This window comes from Psychrobacillus sp. FSL K6-1267 (assembly GCF_038003265.1).
In the GTDB taxonomy this organism is placed as follows: domain Bacteria; phylum Bacillota; class Bacilli; order Bacillales_A; family Planococcaceae; genus Psychrobacillus; species Psychrobacillus faecigallinarum.
The window spans coordinates 3865426-3881575 of record NZ_JBBOOR010000001.1; the positions used below are offsets into that span (position 1 = coordinate 3865426).

Sequence of the window (16150 nt, forward strand, 5' to 3'; positions counted from 1 at the left end):
AAGTAGCTTTTTTAATTAATCACTTCTTCTAGTGAATTGGCTAAGCTTATATTTTTAAGATTTTTGCAGGCAAAATATTGCATAGAGCCTGGACCACCTATATAAAATTTAGTTTCCTTATGCTGTTCAGCAAACTGATCCAAACTTGCTAGTAATTTAGGATTTCGTTCAAAGGGAATGCTTGTCGAAGCAGACATTAATACTTTTTGTGGCTTTAGTTTCTCAACCATCGACTCAATTGCTCCAGGTGCAGGTGATGCGCCTATTAATACCGACTTCCACCCCTTCATCATAAATTGCAACAACAGAATATGAACGGGTATTTCATGTGTTTCATGAGGAAGACAGCATCCTAACACTAGAGGCGCATCATCCCTGTAATGAAAATTACGACGAATTTGTACTAGAAAATCGCGGACCATCATACTAGAGACAGCTTCCTGGTATTCATCCCATTCTTCCTTTTCCCAACGATTTCCCACTTCATGGAGAAAGGGCAATACGACCTTATTCAAAAAATTATCTAATCCATAGTGAAAGTACGCTTGCTGTAAAGCATAATTAAGTTCTATCTCGTCACAAGCAGTCCCGTACTCTAACAGCTTAAAAACGAAATCATTAAACTCCGGATAAGATTCTTCCTGTGCAAAGGGTAGCTCACTTTCCATTTGAACTATCTCATCTTCCTCCAAAACCTGTGCCACAGCTTGCTTTAATGAGTATCCCTTTTCTGATAAAGTCTTAACTTTTAATAGTTTTTTTACATCCTCTTCACTGTAAATCCGGTAACCGTTGTCTAATCGTTCAGGCTGTATAAGTTCATAGCGCTCTTCCCATTTTCGGATAACTTGCTTAGACAAACCTGTTACATTGGACACCTGCTGAATATTATAATTCCCACTTGGGCGAGATTGCATCATTCATATTCATCCTTTCAGCCTCATTATAAAAGCTGCTATTGCTCATTATAGCTAACCAACAGTATAACATTCAACCGTTAACATTATACAACAATTCTACGAAAAAGAAAATTCCTTCTGTCTTTATTGTATAAACACCATTATACAATAGCTTTTTATATAAGCCTTTTATCTCCTACAAGAATTATTTTTTGTATAACTTTTAATGAAATAAATTATACAAACATTTGACAAAGAGTGTACTTCCTGTTAATAATAGGTGTATAAGATAACCCACTTACACTCATACATTAAAGTTGTTCACAAGGAGAGATTAAATTGGTATTACCTTTTACAAGAAAACGAGTTAAAGAACCAGAGGATAAAACAACTTTAAAAGAACCGGTTATACAACTGGATCGTTATCCAGAATTACAGAAGCAAATGAAACTTATTGGATTGACGACAGAAGACTTAAGGCAAATTATTACGTTTCAGCCATATGTGGAAAAGGGTATTAACGATATTGTCTCTGTTTTTTATCAGCAAGTCCTTTCAGTTCCTTCCTTACGAAAAATTATTGAAGATAGAACTCAAGTTGATCGTTTAAAGAAAACCGTTGGTAGTTATATTATTGAAATGTTTAGTGGTGAATTCACCGAGAATACCATTGAGAGAAAACGAAAACTTGCTCAAATGCACTTCAAAATTGGATTAGAGCCTAAATGGTACATGGGAACCTTCCACCAAATCCAATCTATTATCATTTCTTTAGTAAACGAGGAAATAAAAGTGCTTGATGAGAAAGAAAAAACTTCACTTACTATTTCCAAGCTCATTAACTTAGAAATGCAAATTGTTCTAGAGGAATATGAAAAAGAAAATGTGAAGCTGCGCCAGCAACAGTATGACATTGTTAAAACAGAGTTGAAAAGCAAAATTTCCTCTATAAGTGAAGACTTAGCTAACTTAACTGAGGAGACCACCACTTCTATTGAACACGTAGAATCGAATACATCTAGAATTCGTGAAAGTGTTCAGGCTAATATAGATAGCGTAAAACAAATTCAGTCAGACGCTAATGATGGCAACAAGCTAATAGAGCTTCTTCAAACTCAAATGGAGCTTGTCACTGGTAATACAGAAGAAATGGCTATGATTATTGGAGATTTAAAACAATCCTCCGATGAAATTTTTCAAATTGTCGGCTTAGTAAAGCAAATAGCTGAACAAACAAATCTTCTTGCATTAAACGCCTCTATTGAGGCCGCACGTGCCGGTGAGCATGGAAAAGGCTTTGCCGTTGTAGCACAAGAGGTAAAAAAACTAGCAGAGCAATCCAAAAGTTCTGTAGAAGAAATTACATACCTTGTTCAAACCTCTACTAAGCTAACAAACAAAGCGGTTTCTACCATTTCTGATATGGAAAAGAGCGTTGAATTAGGATTGGAAAGCTCAATGGATACTAACCGTAAATTCAACAAAATTCTTCTATCAATAGATGAAAATAATAACCATATAGACCAAGTAGAAATACAAGTCTCTAACCTCGTACAAGTAATTAGAGACATATCAAACGATACAAAGACAGTTGCCGTTACTGCAGACAGTCTCTATCAAACAGCAGTACAGCTTTAAAAATTTAGATAGGAAGTGAAAGAATGTTTTTAGCATGGAATGAAATTAAAAAAAATAAACTACGCTTTTTCCTAATCGTAGGTGTCCTAATGCTAGTTGCATATCTTGTGTTTTTTCTTTCAGGTCTCGCTACTGGATTAGCAAACCTGAATAGAGAGGCAGTAGATAAATGGAATGCAACAGCCATTGTATTAACCGAAGAATCGGATAAAAGTCTTCCTCAATCATTTATTAGCACTGAAGAGCTAGATAATATCGAAGCAAAAGATAAGGCAATTCTGGGACAAATAAGTGCTATCGCAACAAATGGGGATACTAAACAAAATGTATCTATATTCGGCATAGATAAGGAAGAGTTTCTAATGCCCAGCGTTAGCGAAGGAGAAGAATTCTCTAGCGAAAATGAAGTAGTAGCAAGCGACAATTTAAAAGATGAGGGATTTAAAATCGGGGATGAACTAGAGCTGTCCTCTTCTGATGAAACATTAACTATAGTCGGCTTTACAGAAAGCTCTCGCTTTAATGGAGCGCCCGTACTTTATGGTGAGCTAGCAACTTTTCATAAAGTAAAATTTGGAGAAGCTGCTGAAGCCAACGAAGATAAGATTAATGGGGTAGTAGTTTCAGACGACAGTCTATCCTCTATTGAAACTTCCAACAAAGATTTACAAGTTACTGAAATTGAAAACTTTATTGAGAATCTGCCTGGTTATACCGAGCAGTCACTTACCTTAAACTTTATGATTTATTTTCTATTTGGTATTTCCTCTGTAATCGTTGCAATTTTCTTGTACGTATTAACAGTACAAAAAATAAGTATGTTTGGTGTAATGAAGGCACAAGGAATTTCGAATGGTTATCTATCTGTATCAGTAATTGCTCAAACCTTCCTCCTAGCATTCATAGGGGTTCTTGTAGGGTTTGGATTAACAATTTTAACAGGACAGTTTTTACCAAGTGCAGTTCCTGTTTCCTTTGATCTGACAACAATGTTAATCTACGGAGCAGTATTAATTGTTGTTGCAATTTTAGGTGCAGTGTTTTCAGTGTTAACCATTGTAAAAATAGATCCACTAAAAGCGATTGGAGGATAAGAAAATGGCAATTTTAAAGTTAGACAAAGTAAAGAAAACATTTGGTTCCGGTCATAAACAGGTAGATGCTTTAAAGGAAACAGATTTTGTAGCAGACAAAGGAGAACTGATTGCAGTTATAGGCCCTTCAGGTTCAGGCAAGAGTACCTTCCTTACAATTGCCGGGGGCCTGCAATCCCCTTCTAGCGGAGAAATTATAGTAAACAATCAAAACCTTTCTAATCTAAATGAAAAAAAGCGTTCCAAGGTCAGACTTAGGGAGATAGGCTTTATCCTCCAAGCCTCCAATCTAGTCCCGTTCCTTACAGTAGATAAACAAATGAAGCTGCTCGATAATGTTAAAAAGGACAATATGACAAAAGAAGAGCTAGAGGCTTTATATGAAAACTTAGGAATTACTGAATTACGAAAAAAATATCCTTCAGATCTATCTGGAGGAGAACGTCAGCGAGTTGCTATTGCCAAGGCGCTTTATAGCAAGCCTTCTATACTATTAGCTGATGAACCAACAGCTTCTTTAGATTCTGACCGTGCCTACGAAGTCATGAAGCTATTAAAAAAAGAAACAGAAAACAATGGTACTACTACTATAGTGGTTACCCATGACACTCGTTTGATCGAATACTGCGATAAAGTATATGTCATGACAGATGGTGTATTAGAGGAAAAGAGCAAGAAAGAGGTAGAAAAAACAGATCCTCTTTCTCACTAGCATCTCCGATATGGAAAAAAGAGGACTGTGGTTTAACCACAGTCCTCTTTTTAGAAAAATTGTGCTATATTCTTTTAAAACTTTACATCCTTCCTCTCTAAATAAAATAAATAAAATGAGTAGCATTTTGGATGGGTAGACATAGAAGCTAATAACCTTGGTTTCTTCTAGTATAAAATGATTATTAGGAGAACATTAAATTTTAAGTGTCTAGTTATAACACTGCTTAATTCGACTATATTCTACCTTAATTGAGTAACAACACATCCTATTTAAGCAAAAACCTTTATTCCGTAACAGTAATTTTTCAATGTTTTTTCACAATATTAATATAATTTGTGTTATGATGATACATAAAAATTTATTAATTGTTTGTAAGGGAGTGCGCTTATTAATGAATATCCAACCGTCTACTAAAATGTCCTTATTTGAGCCCGCGATTTTTGGAGAGTTAAAAGCAGCCGCAGCTAGGAAAAGAGATGCAGGCTTTGAGTTATATGACCTAAGCTTAGGAAGTCCCGATATACCACCAAGTGAGGCAGCTAGGAAAGTATTGTCTGACTTGAGCTACTCAGCTGATTCTTATGGATATACATTAAGTGGAACTAAACGTTTTTATGAGGCAGTAGCTAATTACTATGAACGTCGCTATAACGTTTTACTAGATCCAACTACAGATATTGTTCAAACAATGGGCTCTCAAGAAGGTTTAGTGCACCTCCCCCTTGCCTTTTGCAATGAGGGAGATATTATTCTTACTACTAACCCCGGTTATGTGGCATATGACGCTGGTATCAAACTAGCAGGAGCAGTGCCTTACTATATGGATTTGTTAGAAGAGAATGACTATTTACCTGATTTAGGAGCAATTCCTACAGAAATTGCTCAAAAAGCCAAGCTTATGATATTAAATTTACCTGGAAATCCAGTCCCCGCTATGCCAAACAAGGAATTTTTCCGCCAGGTAGTTGCTTTTGCTAACACTTATAATGTCATTATTCTACATGATGCAGCATACTCTGAATTTTACTTTACTGGCGACTCTCCTAGCAGCTTCCTTTCTACACCTGGGGCTCTTGAAGTAGGTATGGAGATTAACTCCCTATCTAAAAGCTTTAGTCTAGCAGGGACTCGCATTGCTTATATAGCAGGAAATACTAAGATGATTGAGATTATGAAGCAATTAAAATCTAATCTTGATTTTGGGATTTACGGCCCAATTCAGGAAGCAGGAATTGTGGCATTAGATCACGCAGAGGAAATTACCGACGCTTTACGAAAAACATTTTCAGAGAGACACAAGGTTCTAATGGATGGTTTAAAGAATCTCGGTTGGACAGTAGCTCCCTCTAATGGTGGAATGTTTGTCTGGGCCAAGTACCCTTACGAAATAGATGATAAGGAATTCGTATTTGAAGTCATCGCTCAAACTGGGGTAGTAATGGTACCCGGGACAGTCTTTGGATCAGCTGGAGCAGGCTACGTTAGAGTAGCATTAGTACAAGATACAGAAATACTTAAAAAAGCTGTCGAACAATTAAAGAAATTACATTTTCCTTCATTAGTTCGATAACATTCTTATTATTACAAAAAAACCATCGACACTTTGCTGTCGATGGTTTTTTAGTAAGAAGTACTTTCGTTAATATAATACATATTTTTCCCTGCTTTTTTAGCTGTGTACATTGCGTCATCTACCATTTTAAGTAAAGAGGAAGCTGTAAAAGTAGCTTCTTTAATATGTACCACACCAATGCTACTCGTTATAGAAATGAGTGACCCTTCTATTAACCAGGGTTCTTTTATAGCTTTTTGAATTCGTTTTACCTTTTCTATAATTAGTGGGATTTCCTTAATATTCGGTAGCAAGATGATGAACTCATCTCCCCCTAATCGTGCAACAAAGTCTGAATCGTCTAGGGAGTATTTTAGACGTTTTGCAAATTCATGAATCACTTCGTCCCCTGTCTCATGCCCAAACGTATCATTAATATACTTAAAGTTATCAATATCTAGCATGACGACCGCAAACTCTTCTAATCCTGCTTTTATCTTAGCCAGCGCCTCAGATAACTGATTCCTAAAGAATCGCCTGTTGGGAAGGCTTGTTAAAGAATCATGGTACGCAAAGTATTCTAACTGACTTTCATTCTCTTTTTGCAAAGAAATATCACGAGCTATTAGCACCATATGTCGAAAGTTATGAAAAGCATCGTAGACTGGATTACCATTAATTTCAGTCCATATCCATCCTCTTTCCCCATGCATCGCCTTTAACTCTATAGTAAAAGAGCTTCCTTCTGAAACTGAATGCTGAAACTTCTGCTCTAGTAAGGAAACATAATCAGGATGAATATTAAAAAACGGTGCCTTTTTATTAATTTTTGTATTATCAAATCCAAAGACTTTTTTACTGGAAGGAGAAACATACAGATACTCTTTGTCATGATTCATCAAAATGACAACATCCTGTACATTTTCAGCTATTATTCGGAAATTCTTTTCACTTTGGATATACTGACCTAATAGTTTGTCTATTTCACGCATGTCTTTAACGATTGCAAATATGCCTAATATTTCTTCTCTATTTTTAATCGGTGCAAAATGGATTAAGCAGCTTATTTTTTCACCTGTTTGTTGAAGTAAGCGAATGCGATGGCTTTTTAAATCACCTGTAAAAGCCAGGCTAAATGCATCAGAAATCTTTTCTCTGTATTTGTAATCCAACAGCTCTGTGAAATTTTCACCTTTTAATTCTTTTACAGTTCTACCACTCACAGCTTGAATCATTGGATTACCATCTTGAATAACTCCTTCAAGGTCTAAAGAAAATATAGCATCTCCGTTATAGTCAAATAATGAACGGTATTCAGATTTTGTTTCTTCTAATAATTGTAGATTTTCTTCAAACTCTATCTTTACGCTTTTCTCTTCCGTAATATTTTTCGCAATTGCAACAATATGGGTACATTCATTATTAGAATTTAATATTGGAGTGAGTGTTGTTTCCGCATATCCATTTTCAGGAGAAAAATGAGGAACTCTGATCTCAAATTTAATAATCTTTTTAGTGGTATAGGCTTCGGCAAAATGATTTTCTAAGATTTCTGCAATCTCTTCAGGTAAAACTTCGCGAAAACTTTTTCCGACAGCATATTTCCCTATAATGCTATTCGCTGCATTGTTAACAAACTCATAAAGGAATCTTTGTTCTTCCTCGACCCGCATAATAAAAACTACTTCTTGAATCCCTTCTGTTAATGCTTTTACTAAAGAAAGCTTAGAAGATTCATACATTTACCACACCACCATTACAAAATATTGGTTGTCTTAATTTAAGCATAGATATAAGTGCTTGGAAACCTAAACCTTTAACCTTTCTACCAATCCATAGAATTTGTACTATATAAAAAGGCTAAAAAGCCAAACAATTAAACTGTTTGGCTTTCCAAATCGGAGTTATCCTTTTTTTTATGAACAAGTGCATACTTTTCCCATTTTCTACTTTTCCATCTAAAGAACATGATAATACCACGAAGCCACTCATCTGCTGCTATAGCCAACCAAATACCTGGTAGTCCTAAATCTAATACAAAAACAAATAAATATCCTAACGGCACACTCATCATGACCATAGACAAGGCTCCCATGATTACTGGGAAGGTCGCGTCTCCTGCTGCACGCAATGAATTTATAATTACGATATTTAACGTTCGACCCGTTTCGAGAATGATACTTAATACAAGAACCGATGCTCCAATTTTAATAATTTGCTCATTATCCGTAAATAAGCCCATTAGTGGATAGCGGAATATGATTACAAGGGCAACCATTGCCAACGTAAAAATGAATGCTCTTTTTACACTATACCAAACTGATTTATAGGCTTCCTCTTTCTCATCTGCACCCACAAATCGCCCGACAATAATCGCAGTTCCCATACCAATTGCGACAGCAAATAAATAAGTGAACATAGATATATTAACGGCATACTGCCTTGCAGCCAAAGACTCAGTCCCTAAATAAGTTGCATAATACAAGAAGATAATTTGACATCCTTGGTATAAAATTTGTTCAAAGGCAGAAGGGAGTCCAATCTTGAGGATTTTCTTGATGTATTCTTTCGAAATAGTAAAGTAATAACTTACTTGAACACGATATTCCATTACTTGATATAATAGCCAAAAGAAAACAACTAGTGCTATAAACCGACTTATAACAGATGATATTGCTGCACCCTGAACTCCAAGCTCAGGAAAACCAAACTTACCAAAGATTAAAGCATAATTACCTACTACGTGGAAGATATTCATCCCTAACGATACAAACATAGTTTGCTTTGTATAACCATGTACACGAATAATGGCCGCTAAAGCATTAATAAGTGCCTGAAGAAAAATCCCTCCACCAACAATCATTAAATACTGATTAGCAAAAGCAAGTACCTCCCCATCTAGGTTCATGGCAGCCATAATATTTTTTGAAAATATGACAAATCCTATGCTTAAAAGTATCCCTACTCCTAAATTTAAAGTTACCGCTAAACCTGAAATTTTAGATGCCTCCACATATCTTCTGGATCCTAGATATTGTGAGACTACGATAGCAGCACCATTGCCTACTACCTCTAATATTAATATCGCAATATGGATATATTGATTGGCTGCTCCTACACCAGAAACCGCATTATCAGACACAGCACTAAGCATAAATGTATCTGCTGTACCCATTAACATAAACAAAAATACTTCTAAAAAGATCGGCCAAGTTAAGTGAAATAAGCTTAGCTTTTCTCCTAAATCCTTCTTCTTTCTAATCGCCAATTTTATTCCTTCTTTACATATACATTTTTTCACCAAAAGAATCTTACCACAGAAACTTCCATTCTACTATAAGATAATTTTCACAACATATAGATTCTTTTATTCATTCAATTATCAAATCAACTTTTACCAATTAAACACAGACAGCTCTTCTTTGTTGATTGTAATGGCAGGCGGCGACTCCGGCGGGATGATTGAGTCAGATTAGACACCACAACTCATTGGACCTTTCTTGGTTGTTTGTATTTTTCATAAAACTGGAATTATAATATTATTTTACTTATTAAACTATTGCAAAAAATGCAAGATTAAAGAGGATAAGTATGGGTAGAAATAGAATATAATACTCGTGCAAATCTAAAATAGGAGGTCTATTGCAAATGTCTCACTTTATCTCCCGTATCGCCACCGTAGAAATTCCTGTCAGTAATTTAGAACGCTCTATGGATTTTTATATGTCTGTTCTTGGAGTTCATGTTGAATCTAAAGGAGACAAGGCCGCCATGCTTTCCTTTCATACAAAAGGAGTTCCTACAATGTATTTAGTAGAAACAAAGGAAGTTAGACCTTTGTTTTTTACTAATACACACTCAAATGTGGTCCATAGCGTAATTGATTTCTATACGCCTCTGCTAAAAGACTTTTATCATTGGCTAAAGAAAAATAAAGTGGAGGTTGGTCCACTGAATGTTAACGAGGAAGGCTTGGGAGGATTTGGTTTTAAAGATCCTGATGGGAATAATTTAAGTGCAAGCAATATTGAACATTTTGGTCAGTAATTGCCATAATAATATAAAATACGTCTAACTCCGCAGAGATAGACGTATATTATACTTAATGGATAGATGGGTGCTCGATACCTATGTTTTCGTGGATATATTGCTTGAGAGCCGGCTCGGATAACTCTATCTCGTTGATTTGTAAACTATCCTTCACGTATGCAAGCTTATTTCTTTCAGTAGCATATGATTGAATGTGTAGTGTATTGTCGATATACAATATTCCTTCATTTGTAATCATTTTATCCTCTTTGCTTAATAGACCTTTCTTTGTAAGCTCCTCTTGCACAACGGAAAGACGGTCCCCCAATCCATCCTTTAATACTTTTGCTAAGCTAATCTCAGATCCTTTTTCAAGAAAATTACATACATAATAGGCCAGTAATGTCTGTTCCTTTACCGTTAATCTCTCCATATTATTTCCCCATTTCGACTCTTTTTATCTTTTATTCCTTTTTCTCCTTATCCTTAAACATAAAGGACCTAAATCTTTTATGATTAGGTCCTTTATGTTTATTCATTTAATAATTTTTTTATGTCTTCATCAAATTCGGTTGGATTGTCAGTTGGCGCATATCTTTTAACAATGTTACCATCTTTGTCGATTAAAAACTTTGTAAAATTCCATTTTATTTTTTTGGAAAGTAATCCTTTGCTGTTTGTCGTTAAGTAATCAAATAATGGATGAGCTTCACTGCCATTTACTTTCACCATCTCGTGCATTGGAAAGGTCACCCCATAGCTCATGCGACAAGCCTGTTCTGCATCGGCTCCATTTCCTGGTTCTTGAAAAAATTGATTGGAAGGAAAACCGAGTACAACCAGTCCTTCATCTTTGTACTTTTTATAGAGACTTTCTAAGCTATCAAATTGGTTACTAAGTCCACACTTCGTTGCAGTGTTAACAATTAGCATGGGTTTGCCCTTGTACTCACTTAAATCGTATTCTGTTCCATCTGCTTTTTGTACTTTAATGTCATAAATACTCATTTTCATCATTCCTCCATTTTTGATAAAAAAGCATTTAGTTCTTTTAATTGAGACATGAGTGTAATAGCATTCACGTCTAAGATATTACAGCTTGTAATTTTCTTTATAATAGATAGCTCAATTTCTTTTTCTGCATTTTTAGCCTTCTCCGTTAAAGAGATAATAGAAGCTCGTTTGTCCTCCATGGATTGTTTCTTTTCTAACCATCCGCGTTCCATCATTCGATTGATGATAGGATTCAACGTACCAATCCCAAGCTCTAAACGATTTCCAATATCCTTCGACTGCAAATGATCCTCTTCCCATAAAGCCAATAATACTAAATATTGAGGAAACGTTAATTGATAAGGTTCTAGGGTTTTAGCATATAACTTAGCAAAATTACTAGAGGCCTTGTATACCTCAAAACACAGCTGTTGCTCTAATTTAGAGGGTTTTTCTTTACCCATGTCCTACTCTCCTAACAATAAATACATCGTACACGATGCATTTATATAATATCCCATTTTATAGAAAAAGTAAAAGAATTTAATTTCTAAATGTTCGTATTAGTAAAATCCTCATCAAAAAAACTTTGCAATTGCTCAAAAAAAGAGCTCTGCAAAGTTTAATAAATCAACCGCCAATATATAAAGTACATTGGCTAATCGCAATAAAAAAAGCTGGATTTTGAATAGGAGAGTCATCGGATATTTCAAGCTCAATCAAGAACTCCTCTTCAAGCTTTGCTCTCCATCTAGCAATTTCCTTACCCTCCCAAAGATAGCGTGTCCAATCTTCTAGTTCCTTATCAATCACTATATTTAGGTCCTTCCCTATTATTAAAAGGTCTGCGACTAGCTCCTTCCATTTGTCGTATGTAATCGTGTAATGCTCTTTTGTTTCATAGTCATAAGCCTGATAATAAACTCTTCCCTTTTTCGATACTTTCTTACATGTGAAAATGATTTGGTCATTTAAATCATATATATCGTAACGAAGGAAATATCGATATTCCATAGCTCTATCCAGCAATCTCTTCAAATTATTAGAATAATACCGTTGAAAAGTGCATACTTTTTCTCCATTTGTTTTATAGACTATAGATTTAGGGGTAATATCAATTGCTAATGGTTGTGTGTAGTGATAAATGGGCATTTGTTTTCTCCTTTTAAAGCTTTAAAGCATTAATTTTAATATATCATCTTTTAAACTGTATCAAAATATTTTAAGCTTCTGCTTATTACTATTATATGTAAATTAGTGTATAATTTTGTTATTTTAAAAAGTGAACTATCAAGTTTTAAACTAGGGGGGATTAAAGGTATGGCAGAAAAAAATAATACTCAAACTTGGGCAATCTTGTTGTTTTCTATTGGAGTTTTTATGGCTGCCCTCGACAATGGGATAATCAGTGCTGCTTTGACAACCATCAACAGTTCTTTTGATGTTACTCCAAACTGGGGGGCTTGGGGAATAACTCTTTATACTCTTGGTTTAGCGGTTAGCGTACCAATTGTAGGTAAGCTTTCTGACCGTTATGGGCGAAAGCGTCTTTTCATTGTAGAAATTGCTATTTTCGGTATTGGGTCCTTATTAGTTGCATTAAGTCCTAACTTTACCTTTTATTTAATAGCACGTTTCATTCAAGCCTTAGGTGGCGGTGGTATCTTTATTATCGGAAGCTCTCACATTTTAAGTACACTTCCCGTTGAAAAACAAGGAAAAGCCTTGGGAATGCTAGGTGGAATGAACGGTATCGCTGCCGTATTGGGACCAAACCTAGGTAGCGTGTTATTAGACCTTACAGGAAGTTGGCATTTTTTATTCCTCATTAATGTTCCCATTGCAATCGCCCTTGTCATACTTGGCTTTTTAAAACTAGAGGAAACAAAGGATGCAACCGGAGGAAAATTAGACTTACTCGGAACTATATTACTTTCAATGGCAATCCTAGGTATTATGTATGTATGGATTGACGAATATTGAAGGAGTCAACTTCTTTAAGAGCTTACTAGACTTAAAGGTGTATGGATATGTTCTAGCAGGTATTATTCTCTTACTAGTGCTATTATTTCACGAAAGTCGATTAGAAAAACGTGGTGGTGATCCCATTCTTCCATTACGTTTACTATCAAAGTCTTCTTACTTATTAACTCTATTAATTGGTGCGTTCTCAGGGGCACTCTTGGCGGGCATGATTTTTATCCCTGCGTTTTCAGAGCAAGTACTTGGGATTGCCCAAGAAAATGCTGGATATTGGTTGACCCCTCTTGCCCTTGCAGCTGGTATGGGTGCAGCAATGGGTGGTATGTTTGTCGATAAAAAAGGTCCTATTTTTGCTGTATTATTATCAGGTATTATATCAGCAATTGGCTTTCTACTGTTCCCTATGTGGATTGAAGCAAAATGGCAATTCATCATCGCATCCTCTGTAGCAGGATTTGGGATGGGAATTATTCTTGGAGCTCCACTGAATATATTGGCAACGGAGAAGCTAGAATCTGATAAGGGAACTGCATTAGCCACTCTTTCCTTAAGCAGACAAATTGGGATGACCATTGCTCCGACTATTTACGCGGGATTTATCGCTAGAGGTTTCAATCAAATACCAACCATTTTTCAAAATGACTTTCCAAAAATCTTGCAGGATAATATACGAGAGGCAAATATTAGTGAAGCAGGTCTGATGGAATTTCAGTCACTTTCTGCTCAAGTGACATCTGCTGGGGAAATTATTTCCCAGGAAACTATGTCACAGGCTTTAACTCAGATACAAGACCAAGAACTTTTAGAGGTTATCCAAACAAGCGTCAATCAAGTCACCACTGTTGCTGCACAGGATGGCTACGGGGGACTATTTTATTCCGCAGTTGTTATTGCGAGTTTAATTATAATAACTACACTTATACTAATACCCATCCGGAAACGTAGCTTACAGGGATAAATAAAAAAAGATGGCCATGACTTATACATGGCCACCTTTTTTAATGAAGCTGATCGAGTCCCCGATTTGTTTCTCCTAATAAAGTGAATTAAAGGTTAAATGGATTGGTCGATTCGAGCAAGTAGAATTGATTTCCGCTTTAGGCAGGCGCTTTCCGCGGGGGGAGCGATAAGCCATCCCCGTCGCTAACGCGCGCGTATGGGATGTCTTATCTGTCTCCCTCCTCCCGCTGGAGTCGCCACCTGTCGCTACAATCAACAAATAATATATATAATATATATAATATATAAATGAAAAACAATTACTTATTAAGTTTAACTCTATTTAAAGGTCGTTCAGCTTGAAGAAAAACAGACTAACCTCGAGGTTTGACTAAGCTTCTATTCCTCCTGGTCCTTGTTGCTTATTTGGTTTTATTAAGGTATAAATGATACCTCCGAAAATTAGTAGGATTCCTAGGGACTGTAGAAGTGTTGGTCGGAAATCTAAGATTAGCGTGTCGAGCAATATAGCCACTACAGGGTCTATAAAGACTAGTGCTGAAATAACACCAGTAGTTAATTTTCTTAAGCTATCAAAAAATAAATAATAAACAAATCCAGTATGTATCAGGCCAGTGCCAATTATATATAGCCAGTTGGTTGTCGTTAATCCTTGAAATAAAGTGAAATTCAGAAAAGGCAGTAGGATTAGTATACCTATAGATGTTTGTACAAAGGTCATCGCATAGGCACTTAACTGATTAACGCCCTTACCTAGAAGCATCGTCATAGCATAACAAAAAGCAGAGAGAAGCGCCCAGACGAAGCCCGACCCAAGAAAATCGGAAATAGATTGGACCGTATTAATCCCTACAATCAGCATGCTTCCAAGGAAGCAAATCAGGACAGCTATAAGAGAGTTCCAAGTCATCCTCTCTTTTAAAAATAATGTTCCTAGTAGCAATACAAAGATGGGAGCCAAATTATATATAGTAATAGCAATCGTGATAGATGTCACCTCAAATGCTTTGAAAAGAAACACCCAATTTAAAACTAAGAAAATCCCACATAAAAGAATTTGCACTATCTCTTTCTTTTCCCATATCTCCGTCTTATGCTGACCAGTAATTACCCATAACGCCCCGAGAAAAAGAGTGGCACAGATGCAGCGTACAAATACTAATTCTATGGCTGGTATACCGGTCTTCCCTGTAAAGAAACCGATAGAACCAAAAATGGCCATAGACAATGTCATTTTTAGCATTGCCGCTTTGTTCATACAAGATCAACCTTTCCTTGCTTTATTTACTTTCTTATATCCACTTATTTGTTGCATGAGGAAGAAAAATACGCCAACCAATACTATTAACCCGCCAATTATCTGCCATGCAACTATACGTTCACCTAAAATAATTACAGCTAAAATAGTTGCTCCAACAGGCTCCCCAAGAATGCTCATCGATATAGTAGTTGCATTGACATAGTTTAACAGCCAATTATTTATCAAATGCGAAATAGTAGGAACAACGGCCAATAAAACAAAAATCCCCCACTCCTTTGCATCATAACCTGTGAATGTAACCGAAGTGATGACATTATAGAAAACTAATGCAACGGCTGCAAAGCTAAACACGCAGAAGCTATAAATCCAATGAGAGACTTTTTTTACAGCACTTTGTCCAATCAGCAAATATCCTACTACTGCAATGACACTTAAAAACGAAAGAATATCTCCTAGTATGGCACTTTTACTAAGTCCGAAATCTCCCCAACCTACCATTACAGCTCCTATAACTGCAATACCCATAGTCAGCAACGCACTAGAGGTTGTTCTTTCTTTAAAAAGAATCATTCCACCGATTAGGGCGATAATTGGTTGTAGCGCTAGGATAATAGTAGAGCTAGCCACAGTAGTTAGCTTCAAAGAACCGAACCAAAGGGCAAAATGCAATGCAAGAAACATTCCAGAGAAAAACAACAAATACCATTCTCTTTTAGAAATTTTCTTAAATTCATTTCTCTTTAACCAGACAACAGGCAACAGCAATAAGCTCGCCAGAATCATTCGGTACATACTTAAAATAGTTGCAGGTGCGCTTGACCATTTAACAAAAATTGCAGCAAACGAAATAGCTACAATCGAAACAATTAACGGTAACACAATCGACTTAGATGTTTTTTCTTGATTCACAATCTTACCCCATTTATTTTCTTTTCTTATATCCTTTATTATCCTACAATTTATTACTTTATCAATAAAAGAAAAACATTCATTTAAATAAGTGCCTATTCAGCTTATTTTCTGCAA

The 16150-nt window shown here is 35.9% G+C and carries 14 protein-coding genes and 2 pseudogenes; 7 read left to right on the plus strand and 9 right to left on the minus strand.

Annotated features, from left to right (window positions below; translation table 11 throughout):
- Positions 1 to 11 precede the first annotated feature (11 nt).
- Positions 12 to 920: a MerR family transcriptional regulator gene (locus MHB55_RS19795; RefSeq protein WP_340863881.1), complete on the minus strand. Its 909-nt coding sequence runs from the start codon at positions 918 to 920 to the stop codon at positions 12 to 14.
- 318 nt (positions 921 to 1238) lie between these two features.
- On the opposite strand from MHB55_RS19795, the pseudogene MHB55_RS22315 reads away from it, so the two are divergent.
- The 5 genes and pseudogenes from MHB55_RS22315 to MHB55_RS19815 all read left to right on the plus strand — a co-directional run.
- Positions 1239 to 1772: pseudogene (locus tag MHB55_RS22315) on the plus strand (protoglobin domain-containing protein); the annotation flags it as partial.
- Positions 1749 to 2537 (plus strand): methyl-accepting chemotaxis protein, encoded by a 789-nt coding sequence (locus MHB55_RS22320; protein WP_445322767.1) that lies wholly within the window; start codon positions 1749 to 1751, stop codon positions 2535 to 2537. The pseudogene MHB55_RS22315 and the gene MHB55_RS22320, both read left to right, overlap by 24 nt.
- Positions 2538 to 2560: 23 nt before the next feature.
- Positions 2561 to 3631: an ABC transporter permease gene (locus MHB55_RS19805; protein WP_151112274.1), complete on the plus strand. Its 1071-nt coding sequence runs from the start codon at positions 2561 to 2563 to the stop codon at positions 3629 to 3631.
- 4 nt (positions 3632 to 3635) lie between these two features.
- Positions 3636 to 4343, plus strand: coding sequence for an ABC transporter ATP-binding protein (locus MHB55_RS19810; protein WP_144539275.1), 708 nt, complete (start codon positions 3636 to 3638; stop codon positions 4341 to 4343).
- 394 nt (positions 4344 to 4737) lie between these two features.
- Positions 4738 to 5916, plus strand: a complete 1179-nt coding sequence (locus tag MHB55_RS19815; RefSeq protein WP_144539274.1) for an aminotransferase class I/II-fold pyridoxal phosphate-dependent enzyme — start codon at positions 4738 to 4740, stop codon at positions 5914 to 5916.
- Between the two features lie 50 nt (positions 5917 to 5966).
- On the opposite strand, the gene MHB55_RS19820 is transcribed toward MHB55_RS19815, so the two are convergent.
- Positions 5967 to 7640 (minus strand): diguanylate cyclase domain-containing protein, encoded by a 1674-nt coding sequence (locus tag MHB55_RS19820; protein ID WP_340863882.1) that lies wholly within the window; start codon positions 7638 to 7640, stop codon positions 5967 to 5969.
- Between the two features lie 134 nt (positions 7641 to 7774).
- Entirely contained in the window at positions 7775 to 9202 is a 1428-nt protein-coding gene (locus MHB55_RS19825; protein WP_445678240.1) for an MATE family efflux transporter, read from the minus strand.
- Between the two features lie 344 nt (positions 9203 to 9546).
- Here MHB55_RS19825 and MHB55_RS19830 point away from each other — a divergent pair, with 344 nt between their 5' ends.
- Entirely contained in the window at positions 9547 to 9945 is a 399-nt protein-coding gene (locus MHB55_RS19830) for a VOC family protein (RefSeq protein ID WP_144539270.1), read from the plus strand.
- Between the two features lie 55 nt (positions 9946 to 10000).
- On the opposite strand, the gene MHB55_RS19835 is transcribed toward MHB55_RS19830, so the two are convergent.
- The 4 genes from MHB55_RS19835 to MHB55_RS19850 form a co-directional block, all read right to left on the minus strand.
- The gene (locus MHB55_RS19835; protein WP_154312128.1) at positions 10001 to 10360 is read right to left on the minus strand and encodes a hypothetical protein; all 360 of its coding nucleotides are present in this window, start codon (positions 10358 to 10360) and stop codon (positions 10001 to 10003) included.
- Positions 10361 to 10458: 98 nt separating this feature from the next.
- Positions 10459 to 10935 carry a glutathione peroxidase gene (locus MHB55_RS19840; protein ID WP_144539266.1) on the minus strand — a complete coding sequence of 159 codons (477 nt, stop codon included), beginning with the start codon at positions 10933 to 10935 and terminating at the stop codon, positions 10459 to 10461.
- A gap of 5 nt (positions 10936 to 10940) precedes the next feature.
- A complete protein-coding gene (locus MHB55_RS19845) occupies positions 10941 to 11384 on the minus strand; it encodes a MarR family winged helix-turn-helix transcriptional regulator (protein WP_154312127.1) in 444 nt (147 codons plus the stop codon).
- 166 nt (positions 11385 to 11550) lie between these two features.
- On the minus strand, positions 11551 to 12072 hold the full coding sequence (locus tag MHB55_RS19850) for a tubby C-terminal domain-like protein (protein WP_144539262.1): 522 nt from the start codon (positions 12070 to 12072) through the stop codon (positions 11551 to 11553).
- A gap of 168 nt (positions 12073 to 12240) precedes the next feature.
- On the opposite strand from MHB55_RS19850, the pseudogene MHB55_RS19855 reads away from it, so the two are divergent.
- Positions 12241 to 13861: pseudogene (locus MHB55_RS19855) on the plus strand (MFS transporter).
- Between the two features lie 372 nt (positions 13862 to 14233).
- On the opposite strand, the gene MHB55_RS19860 reads toward MHB55_RS19855, so the two are convergent.
- Complete coding sequence (locus MHB55_RS19860; RefSeq protein ID WP_340863883.1) at positions 14234 to 15121, minus strand: DMT family transporter; 888 nt, start codon at positions 15119 to 15121, stop codon at positions 14234 to 14236.
- Between the two features lie 6 nt (positions 15122 to 15127).
- Positions 15128 to 16033 carry a DMT family transporter gene (locus MHB55_RS19865; RefSeq protein ID WP_144539256.1) on the minus strand — a complete coding sequence of 302 codons (906 nt, stop codon included), beginning with the start codon at positions 16031 to 16033 and terminating at the stop codon, positions 15128 to 15130.
- Between the last annotated feature and the right edge of the window lie 117 nt (positions 16034 to 16150).

Excerpts from the sequence above, each read along its gene's own strand:
- MHB55_RS19795 (WP_340863881.1), bottom strand. The coding sequence starts at position 920 with ATGATGCAATCTCGCCCAAGTGGGAATTATAATATTCAGCAGGTGTCC.
- MHB55_RS22320 (WP_445322767.1), top strand. The coding sequence starts at position 1,749 with ATGCAAATTGTTCTAGAGGAATATGAAAAAGAAAATGTGAAGCTGCGC.
- MHB55_RS19805 (WP_151112274.1), top strand. The coding sequence starts at position 2,561 with ATGTTTTTAGCATGGAATGAAATTAAAAAAAATAAACTACGCTTTTTC.
- MHB55_RS19810 (WP_144539275.1), top strand. The coding sequence starts at position 3,636 with ATGGCAATTTTAAAGTTAGACAAAGTAAAGAAAACATTTGGTTCCGGT.
- MHB55_RS19815 (WP_144539274.1), top strand. The coding sequence starts at position 4,738 with ATGAATATCCAACCGTCTACTAAAATGTCCTTATTTGAGCCCGCGATT.
- MHB55_RS19820 (WP_340863882.1), bottom strand. The coding sequence starts at position 7,640 with ATGTATGAATCTTCTAAGCTTTCTTTAGTAAAAGCATTAACAGAAGGG.
- MHB55_RS19830 (WP_144539270.1), top strand. The coding sequence starts at position 9,547 with ATGTCTCACTTTATCTCCCGTATCGCCACCGTAGAAATTCCTGTCAGT.
- MHB55_RS19835 (WP_154312128.1), bottom strand. The coding sequence starts at position 10,360 with ATGGAGAGATTAACGGTAAAGGAACAGACATTACTGGCCTATTATGTA.
- MHB55_RS19840 (WP_144539266.1), bottom strand. The coding sequence starts at position 10,935 with ATGAGTATTTATGACATTAAAGTACAAAAAGCAGATGGAACAGAATAC.
- MHB55_RS19845 (WP_154312127.1), bottom strand. The coding sequence starts at position 11,384 with ATGGGTAAAGAAAAACCCTCTAAATTAGAGCAACAGCTGTGTTTTGAG.
- MHB55_RS19850 (WP_144539262.1), bottom strand. The coding sequence starts at position 12,072 with ATGCCCATTTATCACTACACACAACCATTAGCAATTGATATTACCCCT.
- MHB55_RS19860 (WP_340863883.1), bottom strand. The coding sequence starts at position 15,121 with ATGAACAAAGCGGCAATGCTAAAAATGACATTGTCTATGGCCATTTTT.